Source organism: Kocuria sp. KRD140, from assembly GCF_017168375.1.
Taxonomy (GTDB): domain Bacteria; phylum Actinomycetota; class Actinomycetes; order Actinomycetales; family Micrococcaceae; genus Kocuria; species Kocuria marina.
The window spans coordinates 95,542-114,125 of sequence record NZ_JABFAW010000004.1 but is presented as its reverse complement, the minus strand read 5'-3'; the positions used below and the strand labels follow the sequence as shown (position 1 = coordinate 114,125).

Annotated in this window: 16 protein-coding genes and 1 pseudogene; 13 read left to right on the top strand and 4 right to left on the bottom strand. The window is 68.2% G+C overall.

What is annotated here, in order from left to right; translation table 11 throughout:
- Positions 1 to 296: 296 nt before the first annotated feature.
- A complete protein-coding gene (locus J1M36_RS04705) occupies positions 297 to 443 on the top strand; it encodes a hypothetical protein (RefSeq protein WP_197493124.1) in 147 nt (48 codons plus the stop codon).
- Between the two features lie 75 nt (positions 444 to 518).
- On the opposite strand, the gene J1M36_RS04700 is transcribed toward J1M36_RS04705, so the two are convergent.
- Positions 519 to 2,399 (bottom strand): AMP-binding protein, encoded by a 1,881-nt coding sequence (locus tag J1M36_RS04700; RefSeq protein WP_064846470.1) that lies wholly within the window; start codon positions 2,397 to 2,399, stop codon positions 519 to 521.
- A gap of 259 nt (positions 2,400 to 2,658) precedes the next feature.
- Here J1M36_RS04700 and J1M36_RS04695 point away from each other — a divergent pair, with 259 nt between their 5' ends.
- Positions 2,659 to 3,417, top strand: a complete 759-nt coding sequence (locus J1M36_RS04695; RefSeq protein ID WP_064846471.1) for an SDR family NAD(P)-dependent oxidoreductase — start codon at positions 2,659 to 2,661, stop codon at positions 3,415 to 3,417.
- A 207-nt stretch (positions 3,418 to 3,624) separates the two neighbouring features.
- On the opposite strand, the gene J1M36_RS04690 is transcribed toward J1M36_RS04695, so the two are convergent.
- Entirely contained in the window at positions 3,625 to 4,545 is a 921-nt protein-coding gene (locus J1M36_RS04690) for an NADP-dependent oxidoreductase (protein ID WP_179861228.1), read from the bottom strand.
- A 322-nt stretch (positions 4,546 to 4,867) separates the two neighbouring features.
- Between J1M36_RS04690 and J1M36_RS04685 the strand changes: the two genes are divergently transcribed.
- The 10 genes and pseudogenes from J1M36_RS04685 to ald all read left to right on the top strand — a co-directional run bounded on the left by J1M36_RS04685 (position 4,868) and on the right by ald (position 15,148).
- Positions 4,868 to 5,494, top strand: coding sequence for an agmatine deiminase family protein (locus J1M36_RS04685; RefSeq protein ID WP_241246864.1), 627 nt, complete (start codon positions 4,868 to 4,870; stop codon positions 5,492 to 5,494).
- 6 nt (positions 5,495 to 5,500) lie between these two features.
- Positions 5,501 to 6,124: a thymidine kinase gene (locus J1M36_RS04680; RefSeq protein ID WP_064846473.1), complete on the top strand. Its 624-nt coding sequence runs from the start codon at positions 5,501 to 5,503 to the stop codon at positions 6,122 to 6,124.
- Positions 6,125 to 6,154: 30 nt separating this feature from the next.
- Entirely contained in the window at positions 6,155 to 6,736 is a 582-nt protein-coding gene (gene pyrE / locus J1M36_RS04675; RefSeq protein ID WP_064846474.1) for an orotate phosphoribosyltransferase, read from the top strand.
- Positions 6,729 to 7,424 carry an RNA methyltransferase gene (locus J1M36_RS04670; protein WP_064846475.1) on the top strand — a complete coding sequence of 232 codons (696 nt, stop codon included), beginning with the start codon at positions 6,729 to 6,731 and terminating at the stop codon, positions 7,422 to 7,424. The genes pyrE and J1M36_RS04670 overlap by 8 nt, the downstream gene beginning before the upstream one ends.
- A gap of 115 nt (positions 7,425 to 7,539) precedes the next feature.
- Positions 7,540 to 8,883, top strand: a complete 1,344-nt coding sequence (locus J1M36_RS04665; RefSeq protein WP_241246863.1) for a lipase family protein — start codon at positions 7,540 to 7,542, stop codon at positions 8,881 to 8,883.
- A gap of 223 nt (positions 8,884 to 9,106) precedes the next feature.
- On the top strand, positions 9,107 to 10,129 hold the full coding sequence (fbaA, locus tag J1M36_RS04660) for a class II fructose-bisphosphate aldolase (RefSeq protein ID WP_064846477.1): 1,023 nt from the start codon (positions 9,107 to 9,109) through the stop codon (positions 10,127 to 10,129).
- A gap of 120 nt (positions 10,130 to 10,249) precedes the next feature.
- On the top strand, positions 10,250 to 11,644 hold the full coding sequence (locus J1M36_RS04655; protein WP_082943320.1) for an amidohydrolase: 1,395 nt from the start codon (positions 10,250 to 10,252) through the stop codon (positions 11,642 to 11,644).
- A gap of 59 nt (positions 11,645 to 11,703) precedes the next feature.
- Positions 11,704 to 13,337, top strand: a pseudogene (locus J1M36_RS04650) (AbgT family transporter).
- Between the two features lie 111 nt (positions 13,338 to 13,448).
- Positions 13,449 to 13,871 carry a DUF3151 domain-containing protein gene (locus tag J1M36_RS04645; protein WP_064846478.1) on the top strand — a complete coding sequence of 141 codons (423 nt, stop codon included), beginning with the start codon at positions 13,449 to 13,451 and terminating at the stop codon, positions 13,869 to 13,871.
- A 188-nt stretch (positions 13,872 to 14,059) separates the two neighbouring features.
- Positions 14,060 to 15,148, top strand: coding sequence for an alanine dehydrogenase (ald, locus tag J1M36_RS04640; protein WP_064846479.1), 1,089 nt, complete (start codon positions 14,060 to 14,062; stop codon positions 15,146 to 15,148).
- 94 nt (positions 15,149 to 15,242) lie between these two features.
- On the opposite strand, the gene J1M36_RS04635 is transcribed toward ald, so the two are convergent.
- Positions 15,243 to 16,733: an amino acid permease gene (locus J1M36_RS04635; protein WP_241246862.1), complete on the bottom strand. Its 1,491-nt coding sequence runs from the start codon at positions 16,731 to 16,733 to the stop codon at positions 15,243 to 15,245.
- A 194-nt stretch (positions 16,734 to 16,927) separates the two neighbouring features.
- Between J1M36_RS04635 and J1M36_RS04630 the strand changes: the two genes are divergently transcribed.
- Positions 16,928 to 18,106: a polysaccharide pyruvyl transferase family protein gene (locus tag J1M36_RS04630; RefSeq protein WP_064846480.1), complete on the top strand. Its 1,179-nt coding sequence runs from the start codon at positions 16,928 to 16,930 to the stop codon at positions 18,104 to 18,106.
- A gap of 115 nt (positions 18,107 to 18,221) precedes the next feature.
- Here the strand turns inward: J1M36_RS04630 and J1M36_RS12680 are convergent.
- A partial coding sequence (locus tag J1M36_RS12680) for an S-layer homology domain-containing protein (protein ID WP_241246861.1) occupies positions 18,222 to 18,584 on the bottom strand: 363 nt, incomplete at its 5' end.

Here is an 18,584-nt window from a genome sequence, read left to right as displayed (position 1 = left end):
GTCCCACCCAGCCCAGGACGCGGGCGCGTGAGCGGTCGGTGGTCTCCACGGGAGTGACGGTGATGCTCACGGCGGGCCTTTCGCAGCAAGGAGGTTCCAGAGCGCCGTCATCCGGGGACGACGGCGCCCGGCAAGCTTACGTCCGCGCCGGAGCTTCGGAGCACAGGCCCGGGAACGCGCGACCCCGACATCACGCCGTGACGTGGGAGTGACGCACTGGACCCCTCTGTTGCACCCGGCACAGCGTTTTGGAAGGCTGGCTGGTGGATCAACAGTCGTCACATCCAGGAGTTCCCGTGACCCGTGGTCAGGGAATCGTGCCCGCCGCACTGCCCGCCCACGTCGCGGACAACAACGCCTATTCCTGCGGTGTGCTGGACGAAGATACCCTGCACGTGTCCGGGATGGTGGCGTTCGCTGCGATGGGGCGGATCGCCACGTAAGGACGACGACGCCGCTGCGGCGCCATCCTGCCGCGCGGTCTGTCGGGTGCCGCGCGAGGTGAACTGCCCGGACCCCTACTTCCCGCGCAGCGAGGGGAAGTCAGAGTCCGAGAACTCGGTGTGCTCCCCGGTGGTCCCGCCCTCCGGGCCGCCCGGGTGCAGATGGGCTTCCCGGGTGCGCAGTTCCACCCGGCGGATCTTGCCGGAGATGGTCTTGGGCAGGTCGAAGAACTCGAGGCGCCGGATTCGCTTGTACGGCGCGAGGTTCACGCGGCAGTGATGCAGGATGCTCTCCGCGGTCTCGGCGGTGGGCTCGTGACCCGCGGCGAGCACCACGTACGCCTTGGGAACGGCCAGGCGGATGGGATCCGGCGAAGGCACCACTGCCACTTCCACGACCGCGGGGTGCTCGATCACCACGGATTCCAGCTCGAAGGGAGAGAGCCGGTAGTCGGAGGCTTTGAACACGTCGTCCGCGCGGCCCACGTAGGTGAAGACCCCGTTCTCGTCCCGCGAGACCACGTCCCCGGTGTGGTAGACGCCGCCCCGGAACGCCTCATCGGTCTTCGCGGCGTCTCCGTGGTAGCCGGGTGTCAGGCTCACGGGACGCGGGTCCAGACGCAAGCACAGTTCGCCCTCGGTCTCGCTCACCTCACCGGTCGTGGTGTCGATCAGCACGGTCTCGTACCCGGGTAGCGCACGGCCCATGGCCCCGGGTTTCACGGGCATCCCGGGGGTGTTGGCGATCTGCAGTGAGGACTCGGTCTGACCGTACCCGTCACGGATCTCGGTGCCCCACGCGGCCTTGACCCGCGCGATGATCTCCGGATTCAGTGGTTCACCCGCGGACACCGTCTTGCGCGGCGGGTTCTTCAGATGGGTCAGGTCCGACTGGATGAGCATGCGCCACACGGTGGGCGGTGCGCAGAAGGACGTCACGCCCTCGCGGTCCATCTGGTCCATGAGTGCCACGGCGTCGAAGCGCGAGTAGTTGTAGAGGAACACGGTGGCACCCGCGATGAACGGTGCGTAGAAGTTGGACCACGCGTGCTTGCCCCACCCCGGCGACGCCACGTTCAGGTGCACGTCCCCGGGTTCCAGCCCGATCCAGTACATCGTGGACAAATGCCCCACGGGGTACGTGACGTTGGTGTGCTCCACGAGTTTCGGCAGGGACGTGGTCCCGGAGGTGAAGTACAACAGCAGCGGGTCATCCGCGGGCGAGGGCTCGGTCACCTCGAACTCCTCGGGACCCGCGAAGGAGTCCCGGTAGTCGATCACGGGGTGCTCCCCGATCTTCCGCGGGCTCGGTTCTTCACCCTCGCCCGACGACGCCGCAGTCCCGGCTTCCGGCGCTCCCGCAGCGTCGTCGTGCCCAGCGGAGGACGCGAAGACCGACGGTGCGGAACGGGGACGGTGATCGGGCTGATCGGGAACCTCGATGATCGTGAAGTCTCCGGGGACGTCCTCGAACTTCAGGGCATTCGTGTGGGACGTGACCACCCAGGCCGCCCGGCCGCGCTCCACGCGGTCCTGCAGATCGGCGGGCCCGAGCATCACGGTCGTGGGGATCATGGGTGCGCCCAGTTTGGTGCACGCAAGCATGGTTTCCCACAACTCCACCTGGTTGCCGAGCATGAGGATGACCCGGTCACCGCGGCGCACGCCCCGCGAGCGCAACCATCTGGCCAGCTGCGACGAGCGCCGGGACAGCTGCGCGTACGTGCGGCGGGTTTCGGTGCCGTCCTCCTCCACGATCACGAGGGCCTCGCGGTCCGCATCCTCGCCGTTGCCCAGGACGTCGAACCAGTCCAGGGCGAAGTTGAAATACTCGAACCGGGGCCACTCGAACTCGCGGTGTGCGGCGTCCAGGTCGGTGCGTAGGCGCAGCAGCTGGTCCCGTGCGGCGCGGAACCGCTGCGTGACGGAGTGTTCTGAGGCGGTGGTCTCGCTCATGGGATCCTCGCTGCGACGTGTGCGGATCCCCGGCCCGGCGCGCCGGTGGTGCTCGCGCCTCGAACCGGGGGTGGCTGGTTCCTCAAATTTACTGCACCGCACCGGGGCGTCGTCGCTGGTCGCGCGCTGACCGGGGCCTGCCGGCTCATGGGGCCCGTCGACCTGCGCGCACCGGAGCCGTACGATCGGGCGGAGAAGGCGACGAACGGCGTCATCAACAGCGTGCTGGACCGCCCACGAGGCGGGGAACGGAGCGGACATGGACATCAGGGACTCGACGGCGGTCGTCACGGGTGCGGCCTCCGGGCTGGGGGCGGCCACGGCCGCGGAACTCGTGGCGCGTGGGGCGCGCGTGATCGGCCTGGATCTGCCGCAGGTCGTGCACGCCGCCGCGCCGGTCGACGGCGTGCAATACGTGTCCGCGGACGTCACCGACGAGGAGCAGGTGCGGGCCGCCGTGGCCACCGCCGCGGACGTGGCGCCGTTGCGCACCGTGGTCAATTGCGCGGGCATCGGGACCTCCGCGCGCGTGGTGGGCAAGAACGGCGTTCACGACCTCGCATTGTTCGAGCGCGTGGTGCGGATCAACCTGGTGGGCACGTTCACGGTCCTCGCGCTCGCCGCGGAGGTCATGACCGCGCAGGAGCCCGTGGATGAGGCTGGTCAACGCGGCGTCATCATCAACACCGCCTCCGTGGCTGCCTTCGAGGGACAGATCGGCCAGGCCGCGTACGCCGCGTCCAAGGGTGGTGTGCATTCGATGACGATCGCCGCGGCGCGTGACCTCTCCTCCCGCGGGGTGCGCGTGATGACGATCGCCCCCGGGATCGTGGACACCCCCATGCTCGGTCGGGTGAGCGAGGATTTCCGCAGCGCCCTGGCGGAGTCCGTCCCCTTCCCGCACCGCCTGGCCCGCCCGGACGAGTACGCCCAGCTCGCGGGGATGATCGTGGAGCACGACTACCTCAACGGGGAGACCATCCGCATGGACGGCGCCCTGCGCATGGCGCCGCGCTGATCCTCGCTGCCGCGCGCCTGTCCCGTCCCGGCCACGCAGCCACGGGCGACGACACCGCACGGCCCCGCACATGACGATGCCTCGTCACGGTCCACCCGTGACGAGGCATCGTCGTGATGTGGTCAGAGCTCCGTGGCCCCGGCCTGCGCGAAAGCCCCCCGGGAGTCGCCCCGCTGAGGTCGAGACGCCCCCGGGGCGTTCCGCGGATCAGTCGACCGTGAGCACGATCTTGCCCACGGCGTGGCCCTCCTGGCTGGCGGTGAATGCGTCCGGCAGCTGCGCGAGCGGGAAGGTGCGGTCCACGCGGACGGTGAGCTTGCCGTCGTCGGCCAGGCGAGCGAGCTCGGTGAGCTGCTCTGCGTCCGGAGAGACCCACATGTAGCTCCCGCCGTGCTCCTCCACCTCGGGGTCCGCGATGGAGGCGTGCTGGCCGCCGTCCGCGAGCACGGCGACGGAGTCCTCCACCACGCCGCCCACGAAGTCCACGACGATGTCCACACCGTTCGGGGCAAGCTCCTTGACGCGCTCCACGAGACCGTCCCCGTACTCCACGGGCTCCGCGCCGAGCTCACGCACGTAGTCGTGGTTCTTGGTCGATGCGGTGCCGATCACCCGCGCGCCGAACGCCTTGGCGATCTGCACGCCCATGCTCCCCACACCACCGGAGGCCGCGTGGATCAGCACGGTCTTGCCCTCCGCGAGACCCAGTCGGGTAAGCACCTGGTACGCGGTGAGTCCCGCGAGCGGCAGCCCTCCGGCCTGTTCCCAGGAAAGACTCTTCGGCTTGGGGGCGAGTGCGCGCACGGGGACGGAGACGTACTGGGCAAACGTGCCGCCGTGGATCCAGTCCTTGCGGGCGTAGGCGATCACCTCATCGCCCTCGGAGACGCTGGGGGTGTCGAAGCCCTTGCCCACGACGACGCCCGCGACGTCCCAGCCGGGGGTCGCCGGGAACTGGACGGTCATCATGGGATCCAGCCCGCCGGACATGACCTTCCAGTCCACCGGGTTGATGCCCGCGGCCTTCACCTTCACCAGGACCTCACCGGGGCCCACCTTGGGCATGGGCTGGTCGGTGAGCTCCAGTACGGAGGTGTCGCCGTACTGCTGATATGTCTGCGCCTTCATTGTGGTCATGTCTGTCTCAACAGCCCCGGGCGGGGACCTTATTCCATGCCGCAGCAAGGTCTGTCATTCCGGACCGGCCCCTGGGTGCCGGCGGCCACCCTCAACCCCCGCCGCAGCACGTGCGCCATGGCGTCCAGTCCTCCACCGAGGAGATCACGGACCGCGGCTACCTGATGCAGGCCGTCTTCCTGGTCCTGCGGCCGTGGGGCGGCGTCGTCGTGCCTCTACCGGGCGGGTGCAGGAGCGCTGAGGCCAGGGACCAGGGGCGCGCGGCCTGACCCGCTCCGCAGGGTGAGCCGCAGCACCCCCTGGGCGTGGAATGGTGGACCCTGGGAAGAAACGACTTGTCGCCGAGTGGGAGCCCGCGCTCGGGGCCTTCGTCACCTGGCCCGCGGCGTTGCCGGGTGCCCTGTTGCGAGACCTCGCGCTGGACGCACACCTGTGGGTCCTCGTCACGGACGCCGCCTCGGAGATCGACGCCGCCGCGTGGTTCGCGTCCCAGGGCGTCTCCCCGGACCGGGTCACGTTCGTCCATGCGCCGCAGGGCGACGACGCCGTGTGGGTGCGCGACTGGGGCCCGCACCCCGTGATGGACGAGCATGGTCAGCTGTGGTGCGTGGGCCCGCGGTACGTTTACGCCACGCCGTTCACTGCCCACGAGCCGGGCGCGCCCCTGGAGACTGCAGGCCGCGAGCCCCTCGCCGCGCTCGAGTCCGAGCCCGTGGACCAGCGTGCCCAGCCCGCGCTCAGCCGGGCGCTGGGGCTGCCGTTCGAGAAGCTCCCGCACGCCCATGCGGGAGACCGCACTGAACGGCGAGTACACGGCCCACTTGCCGCAGGCCCGGCCTCGGGTGAGATCGAGTACGCGGTCGAGGTGACCTCCGAGGACGGCCGCGTGCAGCGCTGGCCGCGCCCGTCGAAGGCGTGGCTGCGGGCGGCGATAGACTGACCGACCGTGGCCAAGCTCTACTTCCGCTACGGCGCGATGAACTCCGGGAAATCCACGGCGCTGCTCCAGGCCGCCTACAACTACGAGGAGCGCGGGCAGCGCGTGCTGCTCGCCAAACCCCACGTGGACACCAAGGGCGAGGACCAGATCCTCTCCCGGCTGGGTGTCACCCGCACGGTGGACTTCCTGATCCAGCCCGGCGAGAGCGCCATGGGCCTGTTCAAGCGCCACTCCACCGGCGATGACCCGGAGGCCCTGCTCGAGCATGTGGACGCCCAGCCCGTGGCGTGCCTGCTGGTGGACGAGGCGCAGTTCCTGGAGACCGGGCAGGTGGACGACCTGCTACGGATCGCCGTGCTGCTGGACGTGCCCGTGATGGCCTACGGCATCCGCACCGACTTCCGTACCCGTTCCTTCCCCGGCTCCGAGCGGCTCATGGAGCTCGCCCACACCCTGGAGGAGCTCAAGACCATCTGCCGCTGCGGACGCAAGGCCCTGTTCAACACGCGGAGGGTGGGCGACGACTTCGTGTTCGAGGGGGACCAGGTGGCCATCGACGGCGTGGCCGTCACCTACGAGTCCCTGTGCGCGGCGTGCTACCTGCGAGAATCCGGCGGCAGGCTGGGCTGAGGGGTTAGCCCCGACACGTAAACTGCCCGTATGAGCACCGACTTCTCTCCCGTGGACCTGGCCACCGCCCGTGAGCGCCTGCGCGAACTGATCAAGGACCTCGCCGTGGTGCGGGGCAAGGTCACGCTGGCCAGCGGCATCGAAGCGGACTACTACGTGGACCTGCGCCGCGTGACCCTGCACCACGAGGCTTCCCGGTACGTGGGTCAGGTCATGCTCGGTCTGCTGGACGAGGCCGGGATCGCGTTCGACGCCGCCGGTGGGCTCACCATGGGCGCGGACCCGGTGGGCCACGCGATCATGCGCACGGCCGGGGACCAGGGCCGCGCCGTCGACACCTTTGTGGTGCGCAAGGCTCAGAAGTCCTACGGCATGGGGCGTCAGGTGGAGGGCCCCAGCGTGGTGGGCCGGGACGTGGTGGTCGTGGAGGACACCTCCACCACCGGCGGTTCCGCCCTGACCGCCGTGGAGGCGCTGCAGAAGGCGGGCGCGAACGTCGTGGCCGTTGCCGTGATCGTGGACCGCCGCACCGGCGCCAAGGAGCGCATCGAGGAGACCGCGGGCGTCCCGTGCCTGTACGCCTACTCCAAGGACGAGCTCGGGCTTGACTGAGCCGGACGCGTCCGGGTCTCGGCAGGACGACGACGCTGCGCCCCGCGTCGTCGGCGTGGGCCCCTGGCAGGGCGAGTGGCCCGCCGGCGAGCGCTGGGACCCCGAGCTGCTGCGCGAGGGCGACCGCCGCAACGTTGCGGACCAGTACCGCTACTGGCGCATGGACGCGATCATCGCGGACCTGGACTCCAGGCGCCACGCCTTCCACGTGGCGGTGGAGAACTGGGAGCACGACTTCAACATCGGCTCCGTGGTGCGCACCGCCAACGCGTTCTTGGCTCGTGAGGTGCACATCATCGGACGACGCCGCTGGAACCGCCGCGGAGCCATGGTCACGGACCGCTACCAGCACGTGCGCCACCACGCGAGTGTCGCGGAGTTCACGGCCTGGGCACGCGGCGAGGGACTCGCGGTGCTCGCGATCGACAACGTCCCCGGTTCCCAGCTGCTCGAGACGTTCGAGCTGCCCGAACGCTGCGTCCTGGTGTTCGGTCAGGAGGGCCCGGGGGTCTCCGAGGAGCTCGTCGCGGAGGCGGACGCGGTGCTGGCCATCGAGCAGTTCGGCTCCACCCGCTCCATCAACGCCGGAGCGGCCGCCGCCGTGACCATGCATGCATGGATCCGCCGCCACGTGTTCGAGCAGCGTCCTGCGCCCTCGTCCGACGTCACGAAGGGCACGGGAGCGTGAAAAAGGCCGGCCGACCATAGCCAGGAGGCAGAAGTTACCGTAGGGTCATGTGAATTGAATCACATGATGAAAGGTTCGCATGCTCATGGCTGCCTCGACCACTCGACCATCGTCCTTGCGGCGTTCTGCGGGTGCCCTCGCCCTGGGCGTTGGGCTGCTGCTTGCTGGACTGCAGCCCGCGAATGCGCAGAGCGCAGCAGGCTCCGCACCGGATGGCGGTTTCTCCGAGCTGCCGCGTAGCGAGCAGGACCAGAAGCTCCAGGAGCAGGGGCTGACCCGCGATGATCTTGCTCGCGAGGATGCGCTGAAGAAGCTCCGCAGCTCCACGGACACGGACTTCTACAGCACCCCGGCGCAGCTGCCTGCCGCCAACGGGGGCGTGGTGCGTTCGGAGCCGTCCACGTTCTACCTGGACCCCGTCAAGCTCATCAAGCCCAATGCGTCCGCCACGCGCATCATGTACAGGACCACCAACAGCAAGAACCAGGCCGTGGCCACCACGGGCACCGTGCTGCAGTCCAAGGCTGCGTGGCGCAAGCCCGGCCCACGGCCGCTCGTGGTGCTGTCCTCGGGTACCCAGGGTATGGGCGACTCGTGCGCGCCGTCCCGTCAGATGGCCATGGGCACGAACTCCGAAGGCCTCAGCCTGGCCGGCCTGATCAATGCTGGCTACAACGTGGTGGCCCCGGACTACATCGGTCTGGGCACTGACGGCGCCCACACCTACATGAACCGTGTGGACCAGGCTCACGCCGTGCTCGATGCCGTGCGCGGTGCGCAGCAGCTCGGCATGGAGGGAGTGGACGCTAAGACGCCCGTGGCCGCCGTGGGATACTCGCAGGGCGGCGGTGCCACGGCTGCAGCCGCGGAGAGCGCCCCTGAGTACGCCCCGGAGGTGCAGCTCAAGAGTGCCTGGGTGGGTGCGCCGCCCGCGGACCTCACACTCACGGGTCAGCACATCGACTCCTCTCTCTTCTCCGGCCTGTCCTTCTACGTGATGGGGGCGGCCGAGGACTCCGGGGTGGCGGTTCGGGACAGACTCAATGCTGAAGGGCAGAGGCGCTATGACAAGGCCCAGGACAGCTGCCTGGTGGGCACCGTCCTCGCCGACGCCCTGGTGCCGTCCGAGAAGCTCACGGCTGACGGGCGCTCCTTCTCCCAGCTGCTCGGGGACCCCGCTCTGAAGGCGTACCTGGACGAGCAGACCATCGGTGCCGCGGGCCGCCACCCTCGTGTCCCGGTGCGCATCGCCCACACCGTGGCGGACGACGTCGTGCCCTACCAGTCGGGCCGACGGCTCGCCCAGAAATGGTGCGCCTCCGGGGTGAACGTCTCCATGCAGACGCTCGCTACGCCCACCCATGTGGGTGCCTCCCTGGAAGGCATTCCCTCGATGCTCGTCTACCTGGACGCACGGTTCAATGGCATCCCGCAGACCAGCTCATGCTGGCGGCTGTGAGCGCCACGGGGCAACGACCCCCGGGCGCCGCGCACCCACCGAGGAGGTCACCCGTGGGTCCGCACGTGGTCACGGCGGCGTGACCACGGCGCGGCTCTGAGCCGATCGGGCCGCAATTTTGCGGTGCCGTCCCGGGTCACGAGCAGACCCGTCACCTAGACTGGAAACAGGCCTCAGGCCACGGTCCAGCCGTGCATCGGGAACCCAGTAGAAGGAGTGTTTCATGCCCATCGCAACCCCTGACGTTTACTCCGAGATGATCGACCGGGCCAAGGAGAAGGGCTTCGCCTACCCGGCCATCAACGTGACCTCCTCCCAGACCCTCAACGCCGCGATCCGCGGTTTCGCCGAGGCGGGTTCGGACGGCATCATTCAGGCCTCCACCGGTGGTGCGGCGTACTGGTCCGGCTCCTCCGTGAAGGACATGGTCACGGGTTCGCTGGCCATGGCGGCGTTCGCCCGCGAGGTTGCCAAGAACTACGACGTCAACATCGCGCTGCACACCGACCACTGCCCCCAGGACAAGCTCGAGGGCTTCGTGCTGCCGCTGCTGGCCGAGTCGGAGAAGGCCGTGGCCCGCGGTGAGGACCCCATCTTCCAGTCGCACATGTGGGACGGTTCCGCGATCGATCTGGACGAGAACCTCAAGATCGCCCAGGAACTGCTGGAGCGCACCCACAAGGCCAAGATCATCCTCGAGGTGGAGATCGGGGCCGTGGGCGGCGAGGAGGACGGCGTCGTCGGCGAGATCAACGACACGCTCTACACGACCGTCGAGGACGGCATGAAGACCATCGAGGCGCTCGGCGCCGGAGAGAAGGGCCGTTACATCACGGCGCTGACCTTCGGCAACGTGCACGGCGTGTACAAGCCCGGCAACGTGCGCCTGCGCCCCGAACTGCTCAAGCAGATCCAGGACGAGGTGGGTGCCAAGATCGGCAAGGACCGCCCGTTCGACCTCGTGTTCCACGGCGGCTCCGGTTCCACCGCGCAGGAGATCGCGGACGCGGTGTCCTACGGCGTGATCAAGATGAACGTGGACACCGACACCCAGTACGCGTTCACGCGCCCCGTGGCCGGGTTCATGTTCAGCAACTACGACGGCGTCCTCAAGGTCGACGGCGAGGTCGGCAACAAGAAGAAGTACGACCCCCGCGTGTGGGGCGCCGAGGCCGAGACCGGCATGGCCGCCCGCGTGGTGGAGGCGTGCCAGAACCTCGGTTCCGCGGGTACCTCCATCAAGTAGGTTCCCCCTGCTCCTCCGGTGCCCCGTACCCCGTGGTGCGGGGCACCGTCGTGTCTCGGGCCGCAACACTACAGGGCCGCTCACCGGGGTGATGCGAATCACTTGTTACGCTCCCCAAGTATGGGAACGAGCCACTCACCGGAAGAAAGCCCAGACCGCGACCGCCACCACCTGACGGTCAATTCCGAGCCCTCCCGGGCCTACCTCGAACAGCTCGAGCAGGATACGGAACGTCGTAAGAACGAGCTGAAACATCACTTGGCCAGCCACGACGGCGCAGCGAATGAGCTGCATGAGCGTCTTGAATCCTCGATCGAGGGCCAGACCACGGCCCTCGGTCACGTACTGCACGAACTGCATGAGAACCCCGAAACGGCATTCCAGGAACATCGTGCGGTCAAGCTGATCGTCGATCATCTGGCGGACCATGACATTCCCGCGGAGAACCCCGCTTTCGGTCTGGACACCGCCATTCGCGCTGAGGTGACCTCCGAGGACTTCGACCCGGCGTGTCACCGCACCATCGCGATCATGTCGGAGTACGACGCCCTGCCCGGTATCGGCCACGGCTGCGGACACAATGTGATCGCCGTGACCGGCCTGGGTGCGTTCGTGGCACTCGTCGAGCTCATCCGGGGCACACCCTCCGCGTTCTCCGGCCGCGTGGTTTACCTGGGAACGCCCGCAGAGGAGGGTGAAGGTGGCAAAGAGATCATGGCCAGAGCAGGTGCACTGGAGGGTATCGACGCCGCGGTCATGGTGCACTCCTACATCGCGGATCTCGTGGACCAGGTGTGGCTCGGTCGCCGTCAGTGCACGGTGCACTATCGCGGTGCGGCAGCTCACGCGTCGTCGCACCCGTTCATGGGACGCAACGCTCTCGACGCCGCGGTGCTCGCCTACCAGGGGCTGGGCCTGCTGAGACAGCAGACCCCGCCCACCGATCGGATCCATGCCGTACTACCCGAGGGCGGAGAACGCCCCAACATCATCACCGAGGCCGCCACCCTGCAGCTGTACGTCCGTTCCCAGCGCCCTGCGACCCTGAAGGCCTTGTCCCAACGGGTGACCGAGGTTCTCCAGGGTGCCGCGCTGATGGCCGGGGTGGATGTCGAGATCGATTGGGATTCGTCCCCCGCCACCCTTCCCGTGCTGGGCAATTCGCCCCTCTCCGATCGGTGGGTCCTCGCTCAACGGCGCCGCGGGCGCGATCCTTACCCGGCGGGCACGGTGTCCGAGGTGCTGGCCGCGTCCACGGACTTCGGCAACGTCAGCTATCGGATTCCCGGTATTCACCCGTTGATCAGCATCACGGACCAGGACATGGGCCTGCACACCCGGGATTTCGCGGCTGCTGCAGCTACCCCGCAGGCAGAAGCTGCGGGTGTCGACGGCGCGTACGGACTGGCAGCGGTGGCTCTCGACTATCTGGTCGATGATGCACTGGCTCAACACGTCCGTGATGACTTCCACGCCGGCGGGGGCGGCATTGCCGTGGAGAGCTATTTCGACTGAACCGGAGCCGGCGGGCCACGCATCGACATTTTTCGACCACTGACCTCGATGGAGTACACATGACCGCCACCGCGACCAAGAGATCGAATGTGGGAGACAGACTCCTCACCGGTATCGAGCGGGTGGGCAACAAGCTGCCCGAGCCCTTCGCCCTGTTCACCATCCTGTTCCTCATCACGGCGGTCGTGTCCACCGCCATGGCCTGGGGCAACGTGGTCGTACACGTACCGGGGAAGGATGAACCCCTGGCGATCAAGGGTCTGTTCACCGGGGAAGGTCTCGCGTGGTTCACCACGACCCTGGGGGAGAACTACATCGGGTTCCCGCCGTTGGTCACCGTGGCCACCATTCTGCTGGCGATCGGGATCGCGGAGAAGTCCGGGTTTCTGGCCGCCGCCATCCGATTCACGATCGGTGGAGCCCCCCGCTGGTTGCTGCCGTACACCGTGGGTTTCGTGGGCGTGGTGGGTCGATCATGGCCGATTCCGCGTTCGTGGTGATTCCGCCTCTGGCCGCCCTTGCGTTCAAAGCAGCCGGCCGTCACCCGGTGGCAGGTCTGCTCGGCGGCTTCGCGTCGGCCGGTGCTGGTTACTCCACCAATATCTTCCCGACGTCGCTCGATGCCCTGTTCGCGGGCATCACCAACGCCGTGATCCCTACCGTGCCCGCGCTCGCGAATCACGCCACCGAGGCCAACCCGCTGTCCAACTACTACTTCAACATCGTCGCGGCGGTCGTACTCTCCTGCGTGGCGGGGTTCGTCATCGACAAGGTGGTGGAACCGCGAGTCATGCGAGCGGGGGTGTCCAAGGACGAGGTCAACCCGGAGACGGGTCAGCTCATGACCGACACCCGCGCCATGCGCATCGTGGGGGACGAGCAAACCGTTGCGGAGTCCCGGGAACCCCAGGTCGAGGCCGGATTGTCCCCTAGGGAGAAAAAGGCACTTCTGTGGGCATGTGTGACGTTCGTGCTGATCGGTGTCGCACTGACCGTCTTCACACTCTTGCCGAGCTCACCATGGCGCAACGAAGACGGGAACTTCCTCCCCAAATCACCGCTGTTGGCGTCCATCGTCTTCATCATCTTCGTGTTCTTTTCCGTGAGCGGTTACGTCTACGGCCGGATTGCGGGAACCGTTCGGGGATTCAAGGACGTCCCGGTGATGATGGGAGCAGCCCTCAAGGACATGACGTCCTTCCTGGTCCTGGCGTTCATCCTGGGGCAGTTCATCGCGCTGTTCAACTGGTCCGGGATCGGTTCCTGGATCGCGGTCACCGGCGCATCGGGTCTGGAAAACGCAGGTGTCACCGGCTTCCCCGTGATCATCGGGTTCATCATTCTGTGTTCGATCCTGAACCTGTTCATCATTTCGGGATCCTCCATGTGGACTCTGATGGCCGCAGTCTTCGTGCCGATGTTCGGCATTCTGGGATTCGAGCCCGCCTTCATCCAGGCGGCGTTCCGCGTGGGTGACTCGGCGACGCAGGTGATGACCCCTCTCAACCCCTACATGGTCGTGCTGCTCGCCATGCTCCGTAAGTACGAACCCTCTGCCGGGCTGGGGACGGTGATGGCCAGGATGATTCCGTTCGTAGTCCCCTTCTGGGTGGTGTGGGTTCTCATTCTCATGGTCTTCTACTTCCTCGGACTGCCGTTGGGCCCGGGAGTGGGCATCATGATCACGCACTGAACCGCTTCGACGGCGCTCGGCGACGTCGTGCGCGAACGGCGTGGAGCGGCGTCGTGCGCGCTGCGTAGAGTGGCAACGAACCCTTGAACTCGGCGTGGAAAGGAACCCACCGTGGCACTGCTCGGCAAGAATCTGCTGGACGAACCGGCTCCCACCTATCTGGACGAGAACCCCGAGCTGACGGCCCGCCTCGACGCGGGTGACGTGGCCGAGGACCTCGCGGCGGCCTTCCCCAAGGAGCAGTTGCCGTGGGCGATGCTCGCGGAGGAGGCGCTCGCGGACGGCCGCACTCTGGAGGGGTACGCCTACGCCCGGGTGGGCTACCACCGCGGGTTGGACTCGCTGCGCGGCCATGGATGGAAGGGGCACGGCGCGGTGCCGTACTCCCACGAACCCAACCGCGGGTTCCTGCGGGCGCTGGCAGCGTTGGGCCAGGCCGCCGCGCAGATCGGCGAGATGGACGAGGCCGCCCGGATCGAGAAGTTCCTCCACGATTCGGACCCGGAGGCGGCGGAGCAGATCGCTCGCCGCTGACCCCGTCCGGCTGCGACGATGAACCGGTCGCCCGGTCCTGAACGGACCGGGCGACCTGGTCATACTCGCCCCGGCCCCCTGTGCGGGTGCGGGTGACGCGGGGCACAATGGAAGGACAGCCGGGGCCCATCGCCAGACCCGAGCACACCTCCTCGGGTACGCGTGCCCCATGAGAGGAGCGCGCCGTCATGAGAATCTCCGTACCCCGTGAGATCAAACCGGAAGAGGCCCGCGTGGGCCTCACCCCCACCATGGTCACCGCACTGGTCGCCGAAGGCCACGAGGTGTTCGTCGCGGAGCACGCGGGGGAGGGCGCGGGTTTCTCGGACGAGTCCTACCGCGCGGCGGGAGCGCGGATCACGTCCCAGGAGGACGCGTGGGCGCAGGCCGAGCTGCTGGTGAAGGTCAAGGAGCCGATCGCCTCCGAGTACGACTTCCTGCGCCCGGACCTCACGCTGTTCACGTACCTCCACCTGGCTGCGAGCCGTTCGCTGACGAAAGCACTGCTGGACAGGGGCACCACGGGGATCGCCTATGAGACCGTTCGGGTGGGACGCACGCTGCCCCTGTTGCGCCCGATGTCCGAGATCGCGGGCCGCCTGGCGATCGCCAACGCCGCACACCACCTCCAGCACCACGCGGACGGCCCCGGGATCCTCCTGGGTCGGGTGCCCGGCGTTGTTCCGGCCACCGTACTGGTGATCGGCGGTGGCACCGTGGGTGAACACGCGGCCCGCGCAGCGGTGGGGGCCGGCGCGGACGTCACGATCCTCGAGGCCAACGGCGATCGCTTGCGACAATTGGACGCGCTGTTCCCCCACGCCCGGGTCCTGATGAGCGACACCCACCGCCTGGATGAGGAACTGCCGCGCGCGGACGTGGTCGTGGGTTCCGTCCTGGTCCCGGGCGCCTTCGCCCCCAAGCTCGTGCGCCGGGAGCACCTGTCGATCGTGAAGCCCCATGCGCTGCTCGTGGACGTGGCCGTGGACCAGGGCGGGTGCTTCGAGACCACTCGGCCCACCACGTACGACGACCCGGTCTATGCCGTGGACGGCATTCGCCACTACTGCGTGGCGAACCTGCCCGGCGCCGTGCCCGTCACGGCCACCCAGTCGCTCACGCACGCGACGTCCCCGTACGTCATGGCGTTGGCGCGCGGTGTGGACGCCGCCCTGGAGAACGACGCCGCTCTGGCTGCCGGGCTCTCGACCCGTGCCGGGCAACTGCACTCACCGGGCGTGGCCGCGGCCTTCCCCGACCTACCCGCGGCCAGCTGAGAACGCCGACGGCGCGCCCTGGAGCCGGGGCGCGCCGTCGTCCGAGCGACTCGGGATCTGCGCTCGGTCACGCCATCGTCGGCGTGGAGCGGGGTCAGAGCCGGGGTACGACGTCGTCGGCCTCGCCGGTTGAGGAGGTTTCCTCGGGGTGGACGCGTGAACTCGTGAAGACCTTGCACGCGAGCGCGATCAGGCACACCAGGATGAACGTGGCGATGAGCTGGAACCGCACGGCGGTGTCCAGGAGGCCCAGGACGACGATCGCGGCCAACAGGGCCAGGGCGAAGTAGGACAGCCACGGGAAGGCCCACATCTTCAGCGGCGAGGACACCCCGGCGCGGTCGGCGCGCTTGCGCAGGATGATCTGGGAGATCAGCGCCAGGGCCCAGACCACCAGGCACGTGGAGCCAATCACGTTGAGCATGACGTTGAGCACCGTCTCGGGCCACAGGTAGTTGAGCACCACGGCGATGAAGCCGAAGAGCACCGAGATCGTGACGGCGAGGCGGGGAACCCCGCGCGAGGAGGTGGCCGCGAGCCCACGCGGTGCGGATCCCCGGCGCGCGAGGGAGTAGAGCATGCGCGAACTGCCATACACGTTCGCGTTGAGCGCGGACAGCAGCGCCAGGATGATGACGATGTTCATCAGGACGTTCGCACCGGGGATCCCCACCTCCGTGAGGACCGCGACGAACGGGCTGGAGGAGAGGCCCTCATTGTTCCACGGCAGCACCAGCACCATGACGGTCACGGAGCCCACGTAGAAGATCAGGATGCGGATCAGGATGGTGCGGATCGCGCGGGCCACGTTGGTCTGCGGGTCCTCCGTCTCGGCGGCGGCGATAGTCACGAGCTCGGTGCCGCCGAACGCGAAGACGACCACCAGCAGTGCGGCCGCAACCCCCGTGATGCCGTTGGGCATGAACCCGCCGTGCTCCGTGAGGTTGGACAGCCCCGGGCTCGGAGCGGGCAGCACACCGATCAGCAACAGCACACCCACGACCAGGAACGCCACGACCGCGGCGACCTTGAGCAGCGCGAACCAAAACTCCGTCTCACCCAACGTGCCCACGCGCACCAGGTTGATGACCGTGAACACGGCCATGAAGATCAACGCCCACAACCATTGGGGCAGCGAGGGCCACATCTCGGTCACGAGCTGCGCGGCGGCGGTGGCCTCCGCGGCCACGACCACCACGATCTGGGCCCACCACAACCACCCGAGGGCGCGACCGATCGTGGGTCCCATGGCCTTGCCCGCGTAGGTCGAGAACGCGCCGGAGGACGGATCCGCGGCGGCCATCTCGCCCAGCGCGCGCATCACGAGCACGAGCAGCAGACACGCCACGAGGTAGGAAATCAATACGGCGGGCCCGGCGGTCTGGATCGCCGCGCCCGTCCCCACGAACAGGCCGGTGCCGATGGCCGAGCCGAGCGCCATCATCACCAGGTGGCGTGGCTTGAGGTAACTCCCCTGTGGCGGTTGCGACGGCGCGTGCGGCGAGTGCTCGCGGGATCCCCCGTGGATCACGCTGGCCGAACCGCGTGCGCCGGTGGGACCGTCATGGGGCATGGGAGAGAACATTACCCGTCCGCACGGGCACCGGTGGTGGCCGTCCGTCATCCTGCGCGCGGCAGACGGGACCGGATGGGGCTACTCTGGGGCTGCCGCGGCCGATGTGTTCGGCGCGGTGATTCGCCGAGCCGACAACGGCCCCGCCGATGGGGACACCGTGCAACCCCTAAATCCTGGGATCGACCTGTGGGTACCCTGCATCCATGCGCAATCTTCTGAAGGACCATCGACGGGTCCCTCCCGCTCGCAAGCCCCCGATCTACCTGATCTCGTGGGCGGGCTACCCGAATTTCGGGGACGAGCTGATTGCGGCCACCTGGGTCAACTACCTGGCCAAGGTGGCACCCACCACGGACGTGTGGCTGGACGTCCGCGAACCGGGGACCGTCACCGCCCTGCTGCGCGGCATCCATCCACGACTGCATGTGGTCAATACGGTCTTCCGCGCTCTGCACGACGTGGAACACGGCTCGGGGCGCTCGATGCGCAGCCTGATCGAGGATCTGGGGTCCCCGAAGTACGACGCGGGATTGCTCGCCCTGCGCGAAGCGAGCACCGTGCACCTGCTGGGCGGCGGGGTGCTGCACCGGGACTGGGCCGCGAACCTGCACATCGTCGAGGCGATGCGCGCGGTCCGGGAGGTCTCGGGAGCGCGGTTGTTCGCCACGGGTCAGGGGCTGATGCCCTTCGCGGGGGACCCGCTCACGGACCTGGACCACCTCAGCGTGCGAGACCGCCCCAGCGCCCAGGCCGCCGGAGTGCCCATGGGGTTCGACGACGCTTTCCTCCTCGCGGAGGACGCCCGCCACGCACGGGCCCTCGGGCTCCTGGCCGGGCACAAGGGGGATGGGTCGTCCGCTCGCACCGAAGGTACGGACGCCCCGAGCGAGGTGGTGGTGTGCGTGCAGTCGGACACCCTGGCGGAGGGGTCCTTCGAACGGATGCTGGACTTCGCCGGGGCGCAAGTGCGGCGGTGGGACCTACCCCGGGAATCCGTGCGCTACCTCGAGGCCATCCCCGGGGACGATCATGAGGGCTTCGACCGGCTGCGGGATCTCGTGGCCCCGGACGGGTTCATCCCGTTCCAGGCCGCATGGGACGGGGATTTCACGTTCGGGCCGCACCAGGTGTGGCTGACCACCCGTTTCCACCACCACCTGGTCGCGGCGCTGCACGGGGCCAGGGGTGTCGCGCTCAGCGGCAAACCCGGGTACTACGACGTCAAGCACCAGTCCGTGATCGAGGTCGGCTCCAACTGGTCGCTGGTCCATGCCGGGCAGACCTCGGAGCCTGTGGCCCTGGAAGAACTGACGGCGCCCGCGGGCTTCGCCGAGGCGGTGCGTGCCAAGCGGGACGAGGCGAAGCAGCTCTACGGCCGGTAGGGCAAAAGGCCTGACCCGGACACGGCGAGGGCCCCGTGACACCCACACTGTGGCTGCCACGGGGCCCTCGCCGTTGCGGAGGATCAACCGATGTGGTGAACCCCGCTGGGAGCGACTACTTCTGCTGGTCGTAGCGGAAGAGGAACGCCGCCATCTGATCGCGCCTCACGGGCTCGTAGGGGCGGAAGGTCCCGTCCGACCAACCACGGGCGATGTTCTGCCCGTTCATCCAGGCGATCTCCTTGTAGAAGACGCGGTTGGTGGGCACGTCCTTGAAGGGGGAGGCCTTCGGAGCGGTGTACGCCGGGGATCCCGCCATCCGGTAAAAGAACGCGGCCATCTGGTCGCGGTTGATCTGCTGGGTGGGGCGGAAGGTCCCGTCCGGCCACCCCTTGGTGATGCCCTGCTCGCTCATCCAGGCGATCTCCTTGTAGAAGACGTGGCTGGTGGGCACGTCCTTGAAGGGGGACTTGGTGGG